Origin of the sequence: Clostridium estertheticum (genome assembly GCF_011065935.2) — a bacterium.
Taxonomy (GTDB): Bacteria; Bacillota; Clostridia; order Clostridiales; family Clostridiaceae; genus Clostridium_AD; species Clostridium_AD estertheticum_A.
Window position 1 is genome coordinate 1,306,812 of the sequence record NZ_JAAMNH020000001.1, and the last position, 20,855, is coordinate 1,327,666.

Here is a 20,855-nt window from a genome sequence, read left to right on the forward strand (position 1 = left end):
TAAGATAAATAATTATTATTGCTGTTTTTATATTTACACTAATTAATTTGTATTTGGAATATAGTTGAAATCCCTTGATCAAATATCTTATGGAAATTTTCAACAGTTTATATTATCCTGTATTAATGGTTCTAACCTCTTTTTCAACAACTTATATAGCTCTTCACATTCTTCATTAATATTATATATTATGCGAATTGTTTTCTTCAGTTTTGATTTTTTAGGCGGAACAATAGGTGAAGAAGATAATATAGATACAGTAAAGGCCAGTTCATATGATGTAAAAGACAGAAAGAATAATGCTATTAATATAGGATTAACACAATTTTCAATGTATTCTCTTTCACAAAAGTTTAAAGGTAATCTACATAATTCTGTCTTAATTGAATTAATAGCTGTTAACAATGCATCAGTATTATTAATAGCTGCGGTTACTTCCATATTTAAGTCACTTTTGGGGGATGTCTGACCTTTTATTAATGATTCATTTAATTGTCTTGCAAAATTAAGATATGATAATATGCTATTCTCATCCATAATTCATTTACTCACCTATCTAAAATATTTCTACTATAACTAGCTGCATGCAGTTCATGGAAATGTACAGCAGTTATCTTCCTGAGTTAATTTTTTCAATCTCTTTCTCAACACCTTATAAATATCTTCAACCTCTTCATTTATACTATATATTGTATGAATTGTATCCTTTAGCTTTCCCTTTTTACGTGGAACTATTGGTGAAGTAGTTAAAATACTTACTGAAGTTGCTAATTCAAAGCCTGTTCTTGATATAAATTCCATCGCAGTCTCTAAAGGAATAACACAGTTAGCAATATATTCTCTTTCACAAAAATCTAAGGGTAATCTACACAACTCAGTTTTAATTGAATTTAATGCTACCAAGGTTTGAGCTGTTTGAGTAATAGTTGTAGTTACATTTGCAGTAGCACTAGGTGCCTGACTTTGAGTTGACCCTTGACCTATGGGTGTCGATTGACTTTGAGTTGGAGTTTCACTATCAGTTATCGTCTGACTTGCGGTTGGCCCTTGATTTAAATTTAGTGATTGACTTTGAACTACCGCATCACTTATTTGCCTTGAATTTCTAATATCATTGATTAAATCATTTAAATCACTGATAATTGTATTTATCCGTTGTTCTCTAGTTTTTTCATTAGAGTTACCCTCTTCACTAATTCCTTTTAGTGTATTATTATCATTTTTATTTAGAACATCATCACCACTCATAAGATTATCTCCAATCTAAAATACTATGTTTCATAACTCACAATTTCTGGTCCATCACCAGCAAGGGCAGATAAAGAATATAAATAGAAGCTCTCGCCATAATAACTCTACACTTATATATAATAAGTGTATTAACAATACCTTGAAATTATTCGATTACATTCTATCGTATTATGAAAAGAGTACACCCATCTTCTATAAGTGGGTGGTGAATTTTCATTTGGCGTTAGCCAACCTTGTAGTAACCTCTTTTATTATTTTTTTATAAATAAAGTAAATTGTTATATTTTTTTAGATATAGTAAATAATATTATTATGAATATTCAAGAGCGGAGGATTCATAATGACTAAAAAAATTACTAAATCAGTCTTATTTGGTGTTCAAAAACAACAGCTTAAGCATTTAAATTCTAGCAATTATGAAGCTCTTAGAGGACTATGTTTTTTATCTAAAAATATGTATAACGTAGCTTTATATAATATTAGACAATATTATTTTACTGAAAAGAAGTTTCTTGGATACAACAGCAATTATCACCTATGTAAATATAATGAGAATTACACTATGCTTAATAGTAATTCAGCACAGCAAATGCTGAAAGTTGCTGATAGAAACTTCAAGTCATTTTTTGCTTTAATAAAAATGGCTAAAAAAGGAGAATATCAATATAGAGATATTAAATTACCTGGGTACTTACCTAAAGATGGATTTTTTAATCTTATCTTTAATGAATTTAATTCTTCTAAAGATAAATTTTCAGTACCAATGTCAACTACTTTCAAAAGGCTTTATGGTAAGGTTGAGATTAACATACCTTCAAATTTAAAAGGTAAGGCAATTAAAGAAGTTAGGATATTACCTAAAAATGATGCAAGGTTCTTTGAAATTCAATGGGTATATGAAATTGATGAGTTCAAAGGAAATTTAAATAAAAACAACACACTTGCTATTGATTTAGGAATAGATAATTTATGTGCTTGTACTATTAATGATGGTAAAGCATTTATAATTGACGGAAAAAAACTTAAATCCATTAATCAATGGGCTAATAAGGAAAATAGTAGACTCCAATCAATTAAAGATAAGCAAAAGATTAAAACGACCACTAAAGCTCAGAAGAAACTATGGAATAAAAGGAGTAATAGAGTTAATGATTATCTCAATAAGACCGTTAGGGTAATTATTGATTATTGTTTAAATAACGATATAGGTAGTATTGTAGTTGGTTATAACCCAACTATTCAAAGAAAAGTAAATTTGGGTAAAGTCAATAATCAAAACTTTGTTAATATTCCAATTGGTAATATAAGAGAAAGGCTGACTTATCAGAGCCAAAGATATAATATTAATTTAATAGAACAAGAAGAAAGCTATACTTCAAAAGCTGATTTTTTAGCAAATGATAGTATGCCTATTTATAGTGCTTTGAATAAGAAAAGATACTTATTTAGTGGTAAAAGAATATCAAGAGGACAATACAAATCATCTAAAGACTTGATATTAAATGCTGATATAAATGGCTCACTTAATATAATGAGAAAATCTAACATAAAACAAATTAACTTAAATCATAAAGAGTATTTAAACCCCATAAGGACAAGAATAGCTTAAATGTAGGCTGGGAATAGAAATATTTACAGTATAGGGCGTACTTGGACACGCCAAAAAGAATAAGGCTGCCTAATTTATTAGGTTCAAAGTTAAAGCAAACTTCTTTATAAAAAAGAATCCCCTTCCTCTACAGGTGGGGGAGGGTTCAATCCATTTATTTTAAAAATACCTTAGTAAATGGGATTTTTCATATATTGCTGCTTATGCATATTATAAAGTGAAATTTAATTAAATCACTTCTACCTTGTTAACAAAGAGAGAACTATGACGGTCTCAGCTAATTGATAGAAATATTAGAGTAATGTTCTAAAAAATGACAAGACATGTTATTGCATTTGAATAGGAAATAAAATTTCAGCATGCATCTCACATTGAAATGTGTAGCATGCTGAAACTTTATTTCAATCTATTATCAAACATTAGTTGAATTTGAATACCAAATGGGTCTTCAATAATCCCGTATGCTTTACTAAACATATTATTAGATAATGGAACGATGATTCTAACTCTGTTATCTGTAATTAAGCTATTATAAAAATCTTCAATTTCGTTTAAGTCAGCACTTTGAATACATAATGATGTGTTATTACCAACTTTGTATTTTTCATTAGTATCCATTGTATCTTCTGCAATCATTACCTTAGTTTTTCCAATTGATAAAATAGAGTGAGAGATATAATTTTTATTTTCATCAGTAATCTGTATTGTATTATCTCGCTTTGCCATATCTTGGTACGTAACCAGTAATAATTCCTCTGCATTGAAATGTTTTTTATAGAAATTTATAGCTTCTTGTGTTTTCCCATTCATTGAAAGAAAAATAGCAATCTCTAGTGTTTTACTCATAGTATTAATCTCCTTTTTTATAGTGATTTTCAGGCATATATTTTATAAAATTGATATATTACCTTAAATTTATTATAATATATAAAGGTATCAAAATATGACACCTTTAATAGGGGGATTGTATGAAAAAATCAGAAAGATTAAATGACATGATAAGATACTTAAATAATCGAGAGTTCTTTAATTTGAGTGATTTAATGGATAAATATAATATTTCAAAAAGTACATCTTTGCGTGATATTAGTTCATTAGAAGAATTAGGTATGCCTATTTTTTCAGAGTATGGCAGACATGGAGGATATGGTATCTTAAAACACAGGTTATTATCACCTATTAACTTTACTCTTGATGAAGTGTATGCTTTATATTTTGCAATGTTGGCGTTAGAGTCTTATCAATCTACGCCATTCCATTTAAGTGTTAATAAACTAAATGAAAAATTTGAAAATTGTCTTTCTAAAGAACAAATAAAACAAATTCATCAGATGAAAAAAGTTTTACAATTTGAAGCGAATCAGCATAATAATGTTAGTCAGTTTTTAGATAAAATTTTACAAAGTATTCTTAATGAAATTAGTTGTAAGATTCAATATTTAAAAAATAACAAACAAGTAAGTTACCATATTCAGTTTTTTAAAATTTCTGCTAAGTTTGGACAGTGGTATGCTACTGGAATAGAGATGAATACAAATAAATATAAAGTTTTCAGATGTGATAGAATAACTTTGTTAGAATTTCATAATGATAAAACACAATTTTCTGTTGAAGAACTCATCAACCGTTCTTTAGAATTTTATCAATCTGAAAAAAGTGTTGAGTTTGAAGTGGAGATTTTAAAGCATGCAAAGGATATTTTTTATAAAGAGCAATATCCATCAATGAAAATAGAAAGTGGGACTAAGACACTTATAAGGGGGTTCTATAATTTAGGCGAAGAAGAATTTATTGCAAATTATTTTATTAGATATGGTAATTCCATTGTATCAGTAAAACCTAAATCGCTAAAACATCTTATTCAAGAAAAAATAGAGAATCTATTAAATTATTATCAAAAATTATAAATCAGCATGCAGTTCACATTATTGTGAAGCATACTGATTTCTTGGCAGGAACTACTCCTAAGGATCAGTCAAGTTGATACTAGAGTGCTAAGGCGGCATCGTTCAACTAAAGTGTTTCTGAAATTGAGGATTATAATGTTTAAATCAGTTTCTTGGCTAATAGGGGGCTAGTTTATAATCCACTCAACTTCAGGAACACTCCTAAGAGTTAGTGACATTTCAGATCTAAGGAAATTTATGTTTACGCATTAAGTGATTTGTTTTTAGTGATATAAGGGATAAGTTACAATTGTATTTTTAGACGAAATAAAAATTATTTATATAAAATGAAGGGGGTAATTAAAGAATGGTACATTTGGTATATTGTGATGACAAAGAGAAGGTTTTTGAGAAAATCCTTGCTGGTACCAAAACTATGATTGTAAGAGGTGCGGCAGGTAGGAAAATCCCACATAGCAGAGTTTTTAAAGGTGAAACGTTGTACTTTATGAAAAAAGGAACAGGAAAGGTCTCTGCTATGGCTATGGTAGTAAGTGTTCAAAACTATGTTAAATTGACAGAGGATGAAATTGTAAAAATACTTGAGGATAATCAAAGCCTGCTTAATCTATCTAGTAAGCAAAAAGAAAGATGGCATAAAAAATGCTTATGCATAGTTGAGTTTAAAGATGTTAAGGAAATTACTCCTTTAGAATTTGATCGTCAAAGTAATATGGATGACTGGCTAATCATCGAAAAAATTGAAGATGTAGCTGTAGGAACAAGCATTCCATATAATTATGATAATTCTAAGTTTAAATCAAGCTAATGAGCAAAAAATTATATTAGTACCTTTTTATTCTTATTTTAGAAATTACATTAGAAGAGATTCGGTCAGGGGTAAACTTATGCATGTAGATAGTAAAAGACCTGAAACATCAAATAACAAAATGTTGCCATTCGCCTTGGCTGGTGGCTTTTTTTATATAGTAACATGTAATTTTATGGTTTGTAATCTATATATAGGTTAATCGATGACCAATCGCCAAGGCACATTCCTTCACCAAGCGCGGTCGCGCTAAGGTTCAGGAACGTCGGCAACAAGAAACGTTAATTCGATGAATAAGAATTCAATAGAATAAATAATTATTTATTTTCTAAATACAAAAGTGGATTCCGACGAATCCACTTTTGCTTACATTGCTACAGACACCGGTTTTAAAAGAAATTTTAATTTTATCTTTAAAGTCTTATAACGGCAAATGTAAAATTATTCTTCAATAAGATTAAAAGACCAGGTAATATCTGATTTGTAAGTATTTGCAACACCACTTTCAACTTCAAAAGCAATTTTAAGCACAACTTCTATCATTTCAGGGGTCATACCTTTTCCTTTTATGTTATATAAAAGATTGATTTTTTCGATAGGCTTTGGAGCCACTGTTCCTCTTTCGCCATTCACAACCACTTCGTACCCTGAAATTTGAGCCCCTTTAGCCTTAAGCATTGTAACTATATCTACACTTGTACATGCTGCAACCGCATGAAGAAGTATTTCAATTGGCTTTGGTCCTAGAACTTTTCCGTTATTCATTTCTGCGGGACCAGCTAACAGGAATTTTGCTCCATCTGGAGTTGTACATTCAAATGTTACTCCTTCTCCAACCCATTTTACTACTGCATTCATCATAATAATTAATTCCCCCTATATTTATAATTTGGTATGTGTTTGATTTAATATTAACTCATAGAATTAGAAAAGAAAAATTGATATAATCAATCATAATCATAGTAAAAATTTATGGATGAAGAAAGGATAATAATATGGAATTTCGTCAACTTAGTACATTTATTGCTGTAGCAGATCTCAATAGTTTTACTCAAGCAGCATCTATGCTTGGATACACTCAACCTACTGTCACATCTCAGATACAACTACTAGAGAGTGACCTAGGAGTTCGTTTATTTGAACGGATTAGGAAGAATATCTCACTTACTCATGAGGGTAAAAAATTTCTTGTTTATGCAAGGCAAATCGTTGCTCTGTGTGAAGAGGCAAGAAATACAATAAAAGATCATAAGGCTCCAAAAGGAGTCTTGACAATAGGCGCATGGGAATCATTATGCACAACACGGATAGATAACCTTCTCAAAGAATTCCATTGTATGTTTCCTGACATTGAAATCATATTAAAAACTATAAAATCTACGGAGTATCAAGAACTCTTGCTTGATAACCAGATTGATGTGGCCTTTTGTTTGGAGAGTATGATAACAAGTTCGGATTTCATTGTTGAACTGGCGATCCCCGAACCTTTAGTACTGCTGGCAGAACCTAACCATCCTCTTGCAAAGTCCCTTGGTGTATATCCTGAAAACATCGTTAACTATACTCTTATTTTAGCAGAGCAAGACTGTAGCTATCGGAAAACACTAATGGCCATACTCAGCGGTTGCGGTTTGACTCCCAAATCAATTATGGAAATTGGTAGTATTCAATCTATGAAACAGCTTGCAATTAGCGGTTTAGGAATCATAATACTTCCCAAAATTACAGTTGAAGAAGAACTATCAAAAGGGCGGCTTGTTGAATTGAGCTGGTGTGGCCCACCTTTTGAATTCTTGACTCAAGTAATTTACCATAAGGACAAATGGATGTCACCCGCTTTACGGGCTCTGCTGAATATGACTAAGAAAATCCTTCCCATGCAGTATTGTCAGAAATGATTATATGATGCACAAGTTATCATTGACAATAATTATTCTTAATTCTATAATTAGGTATAATCTATGAAAGGTAAGGTATTTGGAGATATGAGAATATAATTCACTTAAAGAATTTTTTTAATAAGACGATAAAAAATTCCCCATTTAGGATTTTTTTGTTGTGCATTTTATTAAAACTGTGAGTGGATATTAACTTGTTGATGTGAATATTACCTTAAATATGATTCCTAAGAGTATTATTTGTAATGCTTTAGGGTACTTTTATGATAATTATTAAACTAAAGCAAAGTATTATCCTCTCCAAATTAAAGGAGGGGTTTTTTTATGTTATTAATTGAAGGTGCAAATATTAAGAAATATTATGGAGATAAACTTATACTTCATATAGAGAATTTAAAAATATATTCAGAGGACAGGATTGGCCTTGTGGGGCTTAATGGTGCAGGGAAGACTACACTTATTAATATACTTTGTGGAGAGGCACAGCCTGACACAGGTTTGGTTAAAAGGTACGGAAGTTATAGTGTGGTAGATCAACTTGGTTCTAAGAAATATGAAGATATAGACAAAAAAACAGCTAATAAATTTGGTACTGTGCATAACTGGAACAATTATTTAAGTGGCGGTGAGAAAACAAGATTTAAAATGGCTAAATGTTTTGATAGTGGCAGTGACATAATATTTGCAGATGAGCCTACAAGTAATTTGGATATGGAGGGAATCGAGCTTCTTTGCAATAAGTTTAATAAATATAAGGGCGCCCTTGTAATCATATCGCACGACAGGGAGTTTCTAGATAAGTTATGCAATAAGATACTAGATATAGAGGAGGTCAAGCTGAAGGAATATAAGGGTAATTATACAGCCTTTAAGCTTCAAAAGGATTTAGAAATAGAAAGAGGATTATTTGAATTTCAGCAGTATGGAAAAGATAAAAAAAAGCTTGAGGATGCCATAAATGATACAAAACAAAAGGTAAAGATTATGAGAAAGGCTCCAGCAAGAATGGGAAATTCAGAAGCTAGACTTCATAGTAAAATGGGAAACCAGAAGGCAAAGGCCAACCTAGATAGAGCTGCTGCGAACATGAAAGCTAGAATAGATCACCTTGAGGTAAAAGAAAAGCCGAAAATAATACAAAATATAAAGCTAGATGCATTAGGTAATGGTGAGCTTTATAGTAAAATAGTTATTTCAGGAAAGAATATAAGTAAGTCTTTTGGAGATAAAATTATATTTAATAGTACGGAGTTTGATATTTATAATCGCTCAAGAACTGCGATTATTGGTGCTAATGGTAGTGGGAAGAGTACTCTTATTAAGATGATTTTAGAAGGAGATATATCTATTAAAACAGCTAAGGGTGCAAAAATAGGTTACTTCAGTCAGGACATGAATATTCTTAATGAGGAGCTTAGCATCCTGGAAAATGTAATGGAAAATAGTATTTACGATGAAACCTTTGCACGAATTCTTTTGAGTAGACTTCTATTTAAAAAAGAAGAGGTCTATAAGAAGGTTAAAGTACTAAGTGGAGGGGAAAGAGTAAAGGCTTCCTTTGTAAAGGTATTTTTGAGTGATATTAACCTGCTTATTTTGGATGAACCAACAAATTATCTGGATATATATTCCTTAGAGGCTGTAGAAGCGGCACTAGTGGATTATGAGAGAACACTTCTATTTGTCTCCCACGATAGAAGATTTATAAGTACAATTGCAAATAGTATATTATCCATAGAAAAACACAAATTGATCACCGCTCGGTGCAGTTATGAAGAATATATAGAAAAAAAGGACAATAAAATAGATGTAAGAGCAGAAGACTTCGAAGAAGAAACTTTTGTTCTTGAAAACCGCCTATCAGAGCTTATTGGTAAGCTTTCCATTCCATCTAGAAGGGATGATCTTGAGAAATTGGATAGGGAATATTACGAAGTATTAAAGCAGTTGCAGGGAATCAAAAGCGAGAACACACAATAGTAATAATTTATTTAAATTTATGTATTTTTAGTTGGTGCATAATAAATATTTTTGTAGATATAATAATAATGGATGAATTATTAAATCAAACAAAGGAGATATGAGATTATGATGAAAAATAAACCAGATGACAGAACAGATAACGCAAATAAAATACAACGTAATATCAGTAATACAATTGAAAACTTTCATCTTACTGAAGAAGCTATTGAAGAAACAGACGATGGAAAAATCAAAAAAACACTAGAAGAAAAGAATGATAGAAGACAAGAAGCTATTAATGGTATGAAATCAGAAATGAGAGATGAGTCAATAGATAAAAAAAACGGGTATAGATAGAGGTGTAGGATATTAAAAAGTAAAAAACATCGGACTCCAAACTGGAGTTCGATGTTTTTTTAATAGCAAGTAAATGGAAAAAAATATACTTAAAAAACTCATGAAAAATAATTAGAATAAGCATATATATTATTTATAACGGTGAGGGAGGTAATGCTTCATGTATGATGCATTTGTTAAACTGGTTAATACAGTTGGCTTCCCTATAGGTGTGAGTATATATTTGCTAGTAAGATTTGAGAAGAAAATTGAGGATCTCAATAAATCTATCGCTGACTTAACAGTAGCTATATCCGCCGTTATAGGAAGAATCGAAAAATAAGGATACCAAATGGTATCTTTATTTTTTTTATAATACTTAGCCTTGCGTATCGGAATGCGAAATATAGAATTATCTGCACTTATATGTAGGAATATGAAGATAATCAAGCTAGGGGGCATATTGGCTTAAATTGTACTCTTATTTATATGATAGAATACTCCTTGTCGTCACAAGATGGCAAGCAAGTTGGTCTTTGAAAATTAAACAGAGAAATAGGTAAAATAGCGAAATAATATTTCGTTAGACCAGTTAATTACTTTAGATAAAAAAGTAATATTAGTCGTAAGACTAAAAAGTATGTAATGAGCTTGCTAACCAGCTTAACAGTTGGCGCAGATTATTCATTTCAAATAAAAAGTGTAAACTTTTAAATTGAGAGTTTGATCCTGGCTCAGGACGAACGCTGGCGGCGTGCCTAACACATGCAAGTCGAGCGATGAAACCCTTCGGGGTGGATTAGCGGCGGACGGGTGAGTAACACGTGGGTAACCTGCCTCAAAGAGGGGAATAGCCTCCCGAAAGGGAGATTAATACCGCATAATATGTTTTGATCGCATGATCGAGACATCAAAGGATTTTTCTTCGGAAAATTCCACTTTGAGATGGACCCGCGGCGCATTAGCTAGTTGGTGAGGTAACGGCCCACCAAGGCAACGATGCGTAGCCGACCTGAGAGGGTGATCGGCCACATTGGAACTGAGACACGGTCCAGACTCCTACGGGAGGCAGCAGTGGGGAATATTGCGCAATGGGGGAAACCCTGACGCAGCAACGCCGCGTGAATGATGAAGGCCTTCGGGTTGTAAAGTTCTGTCTTCTGGGACGATAATGACGGTACCAGAGGAGGAAGCCACGGCTAACTACGTGCCAGCAGCCGCGGTAATACGTAGGTGGCAAGCGTTGTCCGGATTTACTGGGCGTAAAGGATGCGTAGGCGGACATTTAAGTCAGATGTGAAATACCCGAGCTTAACTTGGGTGCTGCATTTGAAACTGGGTGTCTAGAGTGCAGGAGAGGTAAGTGGAATTCCTAGTGTAGCGGTGAAATGCGTAGAGATTAGGAAGAACACCAGTGGCGAAGGCGACTTACTGGACTGTAACTGACGCTGAGGCATGAAAGCGTGGGGAGCAAACAGGATTAGATACCCTGGTAGTCCACGCCGTAAACGATGAATACTAGGTGTCGGGGGTCGAACCTCGGTGCCGCAGTTAACACAATAAGTATTCCGCCTGGGGAGTACGATCGCAAGATTAAAACTCAAAGGAATTGACGGGGGCCCGCACAAGCAGCGGAGCATGTGGTTTAATTCGAAGCAACGCGAAGAACCTTACCTAGACTTGACATCCCCTGCATAACCCAGAGATGGGCGAAGTCCTTCGGGACAGGGTGACAGGTGGTGCATGGTTGTCGTCAGCTCGTGTCGTGAGATGTTGGGTTAAGTCCCGCAACGAGCGCAACCCTTATCATTAGTTGCTACCATTAAGTTGAGCACTCTAGTGAGACTGCCCGGGTTAACCGGGAGGAAGGTGGGGATGACGTCAAATCATCATGCCCCTTATGTCTAGGGCTACACACGTGCTACAATGGTGAGTACAAAGAGATGCAAGACCGCAAGGTGGAGCCAAACTCAAAAACTCATCCCAGTTCGGATTGTAGGCTGCAACTCGCCTACATGAAGCCGGAGTTGCTAGTAATCGCGAATCAGCATGTCGCGGTGAATACGTTCCCGGGCCTTGTACACACCGCCCGTCACACCATGAGAGTTGGTAACACCCGAAGTCCGTGAGGTAACCGTAAGGAGCCAGCGGCCGAAGGTGGGATTGATGATTGGGGTGAAGTCGTAACAAGGTAGCCGTAGGAGAACCTGCGGCTGGATCACCTCCTTTCTAGGGAGTAGATGCAAAGACTTCGGTCAATGCAAAACATCTACTGTAATTACTCGTAACCTATTCTCTGTTTAATTTTGAGAGACTAATTTTAGTTAACTCTTCTGAGTTAACTAAAAATTTAATCTTTCTAAAAATGTTCTTTGAAAATTGCACAGTGAAATTAAAGTTGTTTTAATAAGTTTAAAACTACGTAAGTAGTTATGGATGGATTTAATACAATTTCGCAAAATTAATTAAACGTCTATGTAAATAGATAAGATTGTTTATGCAAATAGACAATAGATAAAGGTTAAGCTACAAAGGGCGCATGGCGAATGCCTTGGCACTAGGAGCCGAAGAAGGACGCGTTAAGCTGCGATAAGCTTTGGGTAGGCGCAAATAGCCTGTGATCCAAAGATTTCCGAATGGGGGAACCCACATAGTAACAACTATGTACTGCATACTGAATAAATAGGTATGCAGAGGTAGACCCGGGGAACTGAAACATCTAAGTACCCGGAGGAAGAGAAAGAAACATCGATTTCCTAAGTAGCGGCGAGCGAAAGGGAAAGAGCCCAAACCTAGGTCTTTGACCTAGGGGTTGAGGATAGATCATAAATACTGCAATTCCTTAATTGAAGATAGCTGGAAAGCTGCTCCGCAGAAGGTAATAGGCCTGTAAATGAAAAGGAAAAACAGTCAGATCTAATCCAGAGTACCACGAGACACGTGAAACCTTGTGGGAAGCAGGGAGGACCACCTCCCAAGGCTAAATACTACCTAGTGACCGATAGTGAAGAAGTACCGTGAGGGAAAGGTGAAAAGAACCCCGGAAGGGGAGTGAAATAGAACCTGAAACCGTGTGCCTACAACCGGTCGGAGCACTTTATATGTGTGACGGCGTGCTTTTTGTAGAACGAGCCAACGAGTTACGATATGTAGCGAGGTTAAGTACTTAAGGTACGGAGCCGAAGGGAAACCAAGTCTGAATAGGGCGTATAGTTGCATGTCGTAGACCCGAAACCGGGTGACCTATCCATGGCCAGGATGAAGCGGAAGTAAAATTCCGTGGAGGTCCGAACCACGTTGGTGTTGAAAAACCATGGGATGAGCTGTGGATAGCGGAGAAATTCCAATCGAACTCGGAGATAGCTGGTTCTCCTCGAAATAGCTTTAGGGCTAGCGTCGATTAATTGAGTAATGGAGGTAGAGCACTGAATGAGCTAGGGGCTGACAACAGTTACTGAACTCTATCAAACTCCGAATGCCATATACTTTTATTTCGGCAGTCAGACTGCGAATGATAAGATCCGTAGTCAAAAGGGAAACAGCCCAGACCATCAGCTAAGGTCCCAAAGTGTAAGTTAAGTGGAAAAGGATGTGGGATTTCTAAGACAACTAGGATGTTGGCTCAGAAGCAGCCACTCATTCAAAGAGTGCGTAATAGCTCACTAGTCAAGAGATCCTGCGCCGAAGATGTCCGGGGCTAAAACTTACCACCGAAGCTATGGGTGTACACTATGTGTACGCGGTAGAGGAGCTTTCTGTACTGGCTGAAGTCATACCGTAAGGAGTGGTGGACGGTACAGAAGTGAGAATGTTGGCATAAGTAGCGAGAGTTAAGTGAGAATCTTAACGGTCGAAAACCTAAGGTTTCCTGAGGAAGGCTCGTCCTCTCAGGGTTAGTCGGGACCTAAGCCGAGGCCGAAAGGCGTAGGTGATGGACAATCGGTTGATATTCCGATACCACCAATGGACGTTATTAGAAATGGGATGACGCAGGAGGATAAGATGTGCACACTATTGGATGTGTGTCTAAGCATTTAGGCGGAGCAAGCAGGCAAATCCGTTTGCTCTTAACGCTGAGATGTGATGGGGAAGGGAATTTATTCCTGAAGTATCTGATTCCACGCTGCCAAGAAAAGTCTCTATCGAGGATATTGGTGCCCGTACCGCAAACCGACACAGGTAGGTGAGGAGAGAATCCTAAGACCATCGGAAGAATTGCTGTTAAGGAACTCGGCAAATTGACCCCGTAACTTCGGGAGAAGGGGTGCCTACGAAAGTAGGTCGCAGAGAATAGGCCCAAGCAACTGTTTAGCAAAAACACAGGTCTCTGCTAAAGCGAAAGCTGATGTATAGGGGCTGACGCCTGCCCGGTGCTGGAAGGTTAAGGGGATTACTTAGCGCAAGCGAAGGTATGAACTTAAGCCCCAGTAAACGGCGGCCGTAACTATAACGGTCCTAAGGTAGCGAAATTCCTTGTCGGGTAAGTTCCGACCCGCACGAATGGCGTAATGATTTGGGCACTGTCTCAACAGCACATCCGGCGAAATTGTAGTGCCAGTGAAGATGCTGGCTACCCGCGATTGGACGGAAAGACCCCGTAGAGCTTTACTGTAGCTTAGCATTGAATTTCGGTATTGTCTGTACAGGATAGGTGGGAGACTGAGAAACATGGGCGTCAGCCTGTGTGGAGTCATCCTTGGGATACCACCCTGACAGTACTGAGGTTCTAACTGGAGGCCATGAATCTGGTCACAGGACATTGTTAGGTGGGCAGTTTGACTGGGGCGGTCGCCTCCAAAAAAGTAACGGAGGCGCTCAAAGGTTCCCTCAGCGCGGTTGGAAATCGCGCGAAGAGTGCAAAGGCAGAAGGGAGCCTGACTGCGACACCTACAAGTGGAGCAGGGACGAAAGTCGGACTTAGTGATCCGGTGGTACCTCGTGGGAGGGCCATCGCTCAACGGATAAAAGCTACCTCGGGGATAACAGGCTGATCTCCCCCAAGAGTCCACATCGACGGGGAGGTTTGGCACCTCGATGTCGGCTCGTCGCATCCTGGGGCTGAAGTAGGTCCCAAGGGTTGGGCTGTTCGCCCATTAAAGCGGCACGCGAGCTGGGTTCAGAACGTCGTGAGACAGTTCGGTCCCTATCCGTCGCGGGCGTAGGAAATTTGAAGGGAGCTGTCCTTAGTACGAGAGGACCGGGATGGACAAACCTCTGGTGCACCAGTTGTCACGCCAGTGGCATCGCTGGGTAGCTATGTTTGGAAGGGATAAACGCTGAAAGCATCTAAGCGTGAAGCCCACCCTGAGATGAGATTTCCCATAACTCGTGCGTAAGCACGGTGTTAGTAAGACTCCTGGAAGAACACCAGGTTGATAGGTTAGAGGTGTAAGCATGGTAACATGTTCAGCTGACTAATACTAATAAGTCGAGGGCTTGACCTTAATATATATAAGCGAAAATTTCACTGTGCAATTTTGAGAGAATATTAATTTTCTCAATCTGGTGATTATGGCATGAAGGTAACACCCGTTCCCATACCGAACACGAAGGTTAAGCTTCAATGCGCTAATGGTACTGCAGGGGCAACCTTGTGGGAGAGTAGGTCGTCGCCAGGTAACAAAAAAACCACTAAGTTTAACTTAGTGGTTTTTATTTTGCGTAAATATAAACAATGTACTGCCTTTATTTGTAAAAAAATAATTCCGAAGTGTTGTAAATAATGATATTATTATATATGAAGTTAAGATGTAATTGTATAATATGTCGTCATCAGTAACCCAATATAAAATATATAAATTAATGTTATTAGTAGAACGAGTTGAAAACTATGCCTGATATAGAATTGAAGAAATTAATAAAAAATAATTTTGCACCGATTCTTCGTGAATTTGGTTTTAAAGGTTCAGGATTTTCTTTTAGAAGAGTAACAAATAACCATTATATTTATGTCATAACAGTACAAGCAAATAGACAAGGCGGTTCTTACTGCATTGAAATGGGGGTATACATTGACTTTATTCCAAACTCACTTGGGCAAAAAAATTTACCTTCAAGGGTAACAGCATATGATTGTGAATTCAATAAGAGACTTTCACCAAAAGGAATTGACTACTGGTGGAAATATGGAAAAAGTGAGCAAGATTCAATAAATGACATAAAACATATGGTTAAAACTTTTCGAGAAGTTGGTATACCATTTTTTGAGCAATTTGAGGATTTCCCCGCACCATTAGATTCTATTATAGTAGAAGATATAGTAAATGAATCTCCAAGGTTAGAAGAAATAGGAGCACCATTAGATTTGAGATTAGCATTGACTCTTGCAAGAGTACACAAATATTTAAATATATCTACTGAAGGAATTAAATTTTGTGATTGGGGATTAAACAATATTAATTGTACAACTGGGCTAATTACAGTTTTCGAAGAAATACGGAAAGAACTAATCTGTTGTTCATCAATCTAAAAATACGATTGATGAATAATTGTAATAATTTTACGCAATAGCAAGTTAATTAATGGGTCATGTTTAGCCTGTGTTTTGTCAAGTCTACAGTGCATAACTCGGCAAAGATTATTGCAGAACCTATGGCAGAGACATTGGAGATATGCTATAGGTAAAAAAGGGATGAAGTGTATACAAGGACGTAAATATTGTTATGTGATGGGTAATAGATAATATTTTAATAGTTATCTCATATAAGCATTAATTGTATAGATTATGTAGAACCTATAGTATACAAAAGCTTTTAGATGGAGGGATAAACTTGAAGAAATATTATATGTTAGCAATTATGATACTTATTTTCTTGGCTATGATTTGTCCATATAAGGAAGTACAAGGACAGGATATTATTATAACACTACAAAGTAAAATAATTAATTTTAATGATAAAAATTTAGAAACTGGAATAAGAGATAAATTAAATAAACCTAAAGGAGACATAACTAAAGATGATGTAAAGATTATAGAAGACTTAACTTTAAATCATAAGAATATTTCATCAATGGATGGGATTCAGTATCTAATTAATCTTAAGAAATTAAATTTAATGTTTAATAAGATTAGTGATATAAGTCCATTAAATTCCTTAACAAATTTAGTAAGTTTGAATTTAGGATATAACCAAATTAATGATATTAACTCACTAAGCAGTTTAACAGGTTTGCAAGAATTAAATTTTCAGAGCAATAATATAAGTGATATTAGCCCATTAGGCAATCTTATAAATCTAAAGATATTAGATTTATCTTTTAATAGATTAACAAATTTACGACCTTTGAGGGGATTAACTAATTTAGTTGGCTTAGATTTATATGGTAATAAAATTGAAGATATAGAGCCGTTAAGCTCTTTAGTAAATTTGACTGAGCTGACATTGGGAATGAATAAAATAACTAATATTGGCTCTCTTAAAAACTTGAAAGAATTAAAGATATTGCAATTAGGTGAAAATAGAATTACTGATATTAAGCCATTGAGTGGTTTGACAAAATTAGCTGACTTGTATTTGTATGGGAATCAAATTAAAAATATCAGTCCGTTAAAGACTCTAAAAAGCCTAATACATTTATTTTTATCAGAAAATGAGATTACCGATATTGGTGCATTGGGCAAACTGGAGGATTTAAGAACCGTGAGTTTGGATAGAAATAAGATTAATAATATTAAAGGGATAGGTACTGCAAAAAGTTTGGAAAGTATAGGATTGTCATATAATGAAATACCTTCCTTAGAAGAATTAAGCTCACTTAAAAATTTATCTGCTATAAATTTGAGTAATAACAAAATAAGTGGTGTAAGTCCCCTAAGTTCATTATCAAATTTGAAGTCCTTGAATATATCACATAATCAAATAAGTGACATAAGTCCATTGAGAAGTATACCTGGATTACCATTAACAAATATAGATTTCAGTAAAAACCCATTACCGAATTATATTTTTACTGATAAACTCAACCAAGAGTTTATTTTGAGTACACTCTCTCCGTACATAGAATCATCTATAAAACAATATTACGGAGAATTTAGACAGTATATGAATGCAGGAATTTTAAGCACTGAAAAGTCAGATGGAAAGTATAGACTTAAAATCAGGGTTGAAACATTTGTGGGACCTCATAACCCACCATATGGAATAGAAACCATGATTATAACAGAAGATTCTTCAGGAATAAAAGTCCAAGATTTTAAACATGAAGATGAAAAATAAAAGAAATATGAAGTAGGTTGTTCAAATGCAAGTCTTTATCACTATACAAATAATAATAAAGACTATTATCTAAAAGTTGAAAAATCAAATGCTGTATTTGAACATGAACAAAAAATATTGCAGTGGCTACAGAAAAGGTTACCTGTCCCTAAAATTGTTGCTAAATGTAGAGAGCATGGGAATGACTACCTACTTATGACAAAAGTAGTTGGAGAAATGGTATTTTCAGAGCAATATCTTAAAAATCCATCGAAATGGTTCCAGTTAGACCTTTATATTTTGATAAAGATTGGTGGATGAATAAGTTAGAACAGATAGGCTAAAAAGTAATAAATGAATATAAATAATACACAATATTCTTTTAGGTCGTGACAAGCAAACCCATATCATTAATTGATATGGGTATTTACAATATCAGATTTATATTGATATTTAGCAGGTATCAATGCGTAATTATTGTATATACTCAAGATGAAATAGTACATATTATGGTATTATAAAATAGAAATTGAGAGGTGATAAAGATGAATCCTATAAAGGTAAAAATAGTCGATATTTTAAATGATTTACCAATAGAATTTAAGCCGTTAAAAGAACAATCTCTAAAATATACCCAATATTGTTCAATTATAGATATAGATGATAAGATTCAAATAGGTCATAGACCATGGGTTGCACCGTATAACTTTGCAATTACTTTATTCCCTCCTGCGAAGAAAGCATGGATATCTAAATTTAAAAAAAAACACGGGAAATCCATACCATTAATATATCAAAAATTTCTATTGACATTAAATGGTTGTTTTTGCTATGGTATTAGTTTATTTGGATTGATGCCTTCCATGCAAGCAAGTATACCATTAATTGATAGAAGCAAACTCCAATGTCATGATTTAGGTTTAGCAAATGAATATTGGATTAATAGATATGATGTTGAGAAGAGTAGCTTTTATTTTGGGAGTAGAGCATATAGTTTTGATGAAAATGTAGGTTATTTTATTTTTGGTGACAGTAGTATCAATATAATAAGGGAAAATGGGGAAATCATAAGCACATATATATCATTTGATGATTTCTTAGAAAAAGAGTTATGCATTGCAGAAAGTATGATGAAGGAGGAAACCCCTGTTGATTGGTGGGATTAGTTTTCTTAATCATTTTGTATATAGTATAATATTGGAGGAAATAATATATGGATAAAAATAAGAAGAAAGAACTTTTGAAAAAATACGCACAGGAACAGAAAAAAAATTTTTTGCATTCTCTACCATTCAATACAATGTTGTTTCAAAATTTATTTGATTATCTTGATGATAAATTAGGTGAAGATGGTTGTGGTTGTGATGATACTTTAAAGTATACAATTAAATTTTTAGAGAATAATAACTTGCCAAAAGAAAACTCATTAGATTGGATGAGTGAAAATGGTGGTTATTGCGATTGTGAAGTACTTGCAAATATAGAAGGAAAAATGGATGGAATGTAATTAAAATTTAAGATTTATCAAGTGTAAGAGTAAGGTTGTTAGCCTTGCTCTTTATTTGTCAATTAGATGATTGCGACACATCACAGCAGTAGGTGTGGTCGGATGAGAAGAAATCTAAAAAATAGGAGTTTTAATTTTAAATGTTGTACCATTAATTGTACAATGGATATATTTGTCTAAATAGGAATGTATTCAAGTATTCTATAGATGAATATGCAGTTTTAGTAAAAATCATTTATTGATTTTTATATCCAGTTTAAGGTAATAATAGTACAATTAAATATATGTTTTGTGTCGAACTTGTAGAAAAAGACGACACATTCCAATTATATATTTCATTGAATAATATTTTAACTTATAAGAAAAGGAGAAAAAATATGGATTCTAATAGTATAGCTAAAGAAGTTTTTACATTATATTCTATTTCTGATCCGGGAATTCAATTTATCAGGCATAATGAAAATATTACTTTTAAAATAACTGATGGAGTTAACAATAAGAATTATTTATTACGCATACATAAACCTAGCACTGAAGGTCTATTTGGTCTACAACATACATTGGAAGGTATAAAATCTGAAATTAAGATTCTACAAGAGCTTAACCATAAAGGATTACTTTATGCACAAAAGCCTATCGCTAATAATCTCGGAGAGTATATAACTGAATATAAATTGGATAATTTTAATCATCCTTGTTATGCCACAATTTTAGAGTGGATAGAAGGTGGTACTCTCACTCTTAAGGAGGATAATATTAAGGAAATCGCTTTTACTCTTGGACAGAATCTTGCACTATTTCATAAATGTTTAAAAGAATTTAAGCCATCAAAAGATTTCATAAGACCAATATATGACGTTGATAGAATTGATACTGCTATTGATGAACTAAAATATTGTGTTGATGTTAATCTATTTAGTATGGAACATTATGATATTATCAAAAGAGTGTTGATTTTAGTTAAGAATCAAATTAATGAACTCAATTTAAGAGAAGATGCATTCGGTATCATTCATGCAGACTTTCAATTGGGAAATATCGTGGTTAACAATGATAACCCCTGTTTAATAGATTTGGGATTTTGCGGATTTGGATACTATGTATTCGATTTAGGTAGTGCTGCGACTATTTTTCCTAGTGAATTAAGACAAACCTTTTTACAAGGGTATTCATCTAAAGCTTCATTTTCTTTTGGTGACCTGAAATATATAGAAGGACAAATATTCATGGATACCTTTATAAGTTATGTTTTATTTATGAGAGATAATCAAAGAAATTCCTGGATTAAAACTAGTGCACTAAAAAAATGTGACACTCTTTGCAAAGATTTTTTAGAGGGTAAAGAGGTCTTCTATTCACTTTAATAAAATGAAGATATAGAA

Annotated in this window: 17 protein-coding genes, 3 rRNA genes and 1 pseudogene; 17 read left to right on the plus strand and 4 right to left on the minus strand. The window is 34.3% G+C overall.

What is annotated here, in order from left to right; translation table 11 throughout:
• Positions 1 to 99 precede the first annotated feature (99 nt).
• Entirely contained in the window at positions 100 to 537 is a 438-nt protein-coding gene (locus G9F72_RS06065) for a hypothetical protein (RefSeq protein ID WP_164960196.1), read from the minus strand.
• 54 nt (positions 538 to 591) lie between these two features.
• On the minus strand, positions 592 to 1,248 hold the full coding sequence (locus G9F72_RS06070) for a hypothetical protein (protein WP_164960197.1): 657 nt from the start codon (positions 1,246 to 1,248) through the stop codon (positions 592 to 594).
• Positions 1,249 to 1,591: 343 nt separating this feature from the next.
• On the opposite strand from G9F72_RS06070, the gene G9F72_RS06075 reads away from it, so the two are divergent.
• Entirely contained in the window at positions 1,592 to 2,860 is a 1,269-nt protein-coding gene (locus G9F72_RS06075) for an RNA-guided endonuclease InsQ/TnpB family protein (RefSeq protein ID WP_224675993.1), read from the plus strand.
• A gap of 396 nt (positions 2,861 to 3,256) precedes the next feature.
• On the opposite strand, the gene G9F72_RS06080 is transcribed toward G9F72_RS06075, so the two are convergent.
• Positions 3,257 to 3,706, minus strand: coding sequence for a VOC family protein (locus tag G9F72_RS06080; protein WP_164960167.1), 450 nt, complete (start codon positions 3,704 to 3,706; stop codon positions 3,257 to 3,259).
• A gap of 122 nt (positions 3,707 to 3,828) precedes the next feature.
• Between G9F72_RS06080 and G9F72_RS06085 the strand changes: the two genes are divergently transcribed.
• From G9F72_RS06085 to G9F72_RS26925, 3 genes are all read left to right on the plus strand, one after another.
• On the plus strand, positions 3,829 to 4,767 hold the full coding sequence (locus G9F72_RS06085; protein WP_164960168.1) for a helix-turn-helix transcriptional regulator: 939 nt from the start codon (positions 3,829 to 3,831) through the stop codon (positions 4,765 to 4,767).
• 346 nt (positions 4,768 to 5,113) lie between these two features.
• On the plus strand, positions 5,114 to 5,575 hold the full coding sequence (locus G9F72_RS06090; RefSeq protein ID WP_164960169.1) for a hypothetical protein: 462 nt from the start codon (positions 5,114 to 5,116) through the stop codon (positions 5,573 to 5,575).
• 79 nt (positions 5,576 to 5,654) lie between these two features.
• The gene (locus tag G9F72_RS26925) at positions 5,655 to 5,777 is read left to right on the plus strand and encodes a hypothetical protein (RefSeq protein ID WP_263486768.1); all 123 of its coding nucleotides are present in this window, start codon (positions 5,655 to 5,657) and stop codon (positions 5,775 to 5,777) included.
• A gap of 239 nt (positions 5,778 to 6,016) precedes the next feature.
• On the opposite strand, the gene G9F72_RS06095 is transcribed toward G9F72_RS26925, so the two are convergent.
• Positions 6,017 to 6,436, minus strand: a complete 420-nt coding sequence (locus tag G9F72_RS06095) for an OsmC family protein (protein ID WP_164960170.1) — start codon at positions 6,434 to 6,436, stop codon at positions 6,017 to 6,019.
• A 134-nt stretch (positions 6,437 to 6,570) separates the two neighbouring features.
• Between G9F72_RS06095 and G9F72_RS06100 the strand changes: the two genes are divergently transcribed.
• From G9F72_RS06100 to G9F72_RS06155, 13 genes and pseudogenes are all read left to right on the plus strand, one after another.
• Positions 6,571 to 7,473: a LysR family transcriptional regulator gene (locus G9F72_RS06100; RefSeq protein ID WP_164960171.1), complete on the plus strand. Its 903-nt coding sequence runs from the start codon at positions 6,571 to 6,573 to the stop codon at positions 7,471 to 7,473.
• Positions 7,474 to 7,797: 324 nt separating this feature from the next.
• On the plus strand, positions 7,798 to 9,453 hold the full coding sequence (gene abc-f, locus G9F72_RS06105) for a ribosomal protection-like ABC-F family protein (RefSeq protein ID WP_164960172.1): 1,656 nt from the start codon (positions 7,798 to 7,800) through the stop codon (positions 9,451 to 9,453).
• Positions 9,454 to 9,564: 111 nt separating this feature from the next.
• Positions 9,565 to 9,792, plus strand: coding sequence for a small acid-soluble spore protein Tlp (gene tlp / locus G9F72_RS06110; protein ID WP_164960174.1), 228 nt, complete (start codon positions 9,565 to 9,567; stop codon positions 9,790 to 9,792).
• 160 nt (positions 9,793 to 9,952) lie between these two features.
• Positions 9,953 to 10,114 (plus strand): YvrJ family protein, encoded by a 162-nt coding sequence (locus G9F72_RS06115; RefSeq protein WP_164960173.1) that lies wholly within the window; start codon positions 9,953 to 9,955, stop codon positions 10,112 to 10,114.
• A gap of 368 nt (positions 10,115 to 10,482) precedes the next feature.
• Positions 10,483 to 12,000 (plus strand): 16S ribosomal RNA (locus G9F72_RS06120).
• A 290-nt stretch (positions 12,001 to 12,290) separates the two neighbouring features.
• A 23S ribosomal RNA gene (locus G9F72_RS06125) occupies positions 12,291 to 15,215 on the plus strand.
• A 57-nt stretch (positions 15,216 to 15,272) separates the two neighbouring features.
• Positions 15,273 to 15,389: ribosomal RNA gene (gene rrf / locus G9F72_RS06130) — 5S ribosomal RNA — on the plus strand.
• Together the 16S, 23S and 5S rRNA genes form the textbook arrangement of a ribosomal RNA operon.
• 212 nt (positions 15,390 to 15,601) lie before the next feature.
• Positions 15,602 to 16,240: a DUF4304 domain-containing protein gene (locus tag G9F72_RS06135; RefSeq protein ID WP_164960202.1), complete on the plus strand. Its 639-nt coding sequence runs from the start codon at positions 15,602 to 15,604 to the stop codon at positions 16,238 to 16,240.
• Between the two features lie 301 nt (positions 16,241 to 16,541).
• Entirely contained in the window at positions 16,542 to 17,987 is a 1,446-nt protein-coding gene (locus G9F72_RS06140) for a leucine-rich repeat domain-containing protein (protein ID WP_164960201.1), read from the plus strand.
• 21 nt (positions 17,988 to 18,008) lie between these two features.
• Positions 18,009 to 18,287, plus strand: a pseudogene (locus tag G9F72_RS27545) (hypothetical protein); the annotation flags it as partial.
• A 224-nt stretch (positions 18,288 to 18,511) separates the two neighbouring features.
• Positions 18,512 to 19,132, plus strand: coding sequence for an SMI1/KNR4 family protein (locus G9F72_RS06145; protein ID WP_164960200.1), 621 nt, complete (start codon positions 18,512 to 18,514; stop codon positions 19,130 to 19,132).
• A gap of 47 nt (positions 19,133 to 19,179) precedes the next feature.
• Positions 19,180 to 19,473 (plus strand): DUF2695 domain-containing protein, encoded by a 294-nt coding sequence (locus G9F72_RS06150; protein WP_164960199.1) that lies wholly within the window; start codon positions 19,180 to 19,182, stop codon positions 19,471 to 19,473.
• 377 nt (positions 19,474 to 19,850) lie between these two features.
• Positions 19,851 to 20,837, plus strand: a complete 987-nt coding sequence (locus tag G9F72_RS06155; protein WP_164960198.1) for a phosphotransferase enzyme family protein — start codon at positions 19,851 to 19,853, stop codon at positions 20,835 to 20,837.
• Positions 20,838 to 20,855: the final 18 nt, after the last annotated feature.

Excerpts from the sequence above, each read along its gene's own strand:
- G9F72_RS06150 (WP_164960199.1), top strand. The coding sequence starts at position 19,180 with ATGGATAAAAATAAGAAGAAAGAACTTTTGAAAAAATACGCACAGGAA.
- G9F72_RS06075 (WP_224675993.1), top strand. The coding sequence starts at position 1,592 with ATGACTAAAAAAATTACTAAATCAGTCTTATTTGGTGTTCAAAAACAA.
- tlp (WP_164960174.1), top strand. The coding sequence starts at position 9,565 with ATGAAAAATAAACCAGATGACAGAACAGATAACGCAAATAAAATACAA.
- G9F72_RS26925 (WP_263486768.1), top strand. The coding sequence starts at position 5,655 with ATGCATGTAGATAGTAAAAGACCTGAAACATCAAATAACAAAATGTTG.
- G9F72_RS06070 (WP_164960197.1), bottom strand. The coding sequence starts at position 1,248 with ATGAGTGGTGATGATGTTCTAAATAAAAATGATAATAATACACTAAAA.
- G9F72_RS06065 (WP_164960196.1), bottom strand. The coding sequence starts at position 537 with ATGGATGAGAATAGCATATTATCATATCTTAATTTTGCAAGACAATTA.
- G9F72_RS06085 (WP_164960168.1), top strand. The coding sequence starts at position 3,829 with ATGAAAAAATCAGAAAGATTAAATGACATGATAAGATACTTAAATAAT.
- G9F72_RS06080 (WP_164960167.1), bottom strand. The coding sequence starts at position 3,706 with ATGAGTAAAACACTAGAGATTGCTATTTTTCTTTCAATGAATGGGAAA.
- G9F72_RS06155 (WP_164960198.1), top strand. The coding sequence starts at position 19,851 with ATGGATTCTAATAGTATAGCTAAAGAAGTTTTTACATTATATTCTATT.
- G9F72_RS06135 (WP_164960202.1), top strand. The coding sequence starts at position 15,602 with ATGCCTGATATAGAATTGAAGAAATTAATAAAAAATAATTTTGCACCG.
- G9F72_RS06100 (WP_164960171.1), top strand. The coding sequence starts at position 6,571 with ATGGAATTTCGTCAACTTAGTACATTTATTGCTGTAGCAGATCTCAAT.
- G9F72_RS06090 (WP_164960169.1), top strand. The coding sequence starts at position 5,114 with ATGGTACATTTGGTATATTGTGATGACAAAGAGAAGGTTTTTGAGAAA.
- abc-f (WP_164960172.1), top strand. The coding sequence starts at position 7,798 with ATGTTATTAATTGAAGGTGCAAATATTAAGAAATATTATGGAGATAAA.
- G9F72_RS06145 (WP_164960200.1), top strand. The coding sequence starts at position 18,512 with ATGAATCCTATAAAGGTAAAAATAGTCGATATTTTAAATGATTTACCA.
- G9F72_RS06095 (WP_164960170.1), bottom strand. The coding sequence starts at position 6,436 with ATGATGAATGCAGTAGTAAAATGGGTTGGAGAAGGAGTAACATTTGAA.
- G9F72_RS06115 (WP_164960173.1), top strand. The coding sequence starts at position 9,953 with ATGTATGATGCATTTGTTAAACTGGTTAATACAGTTGGCTTCCCTATA.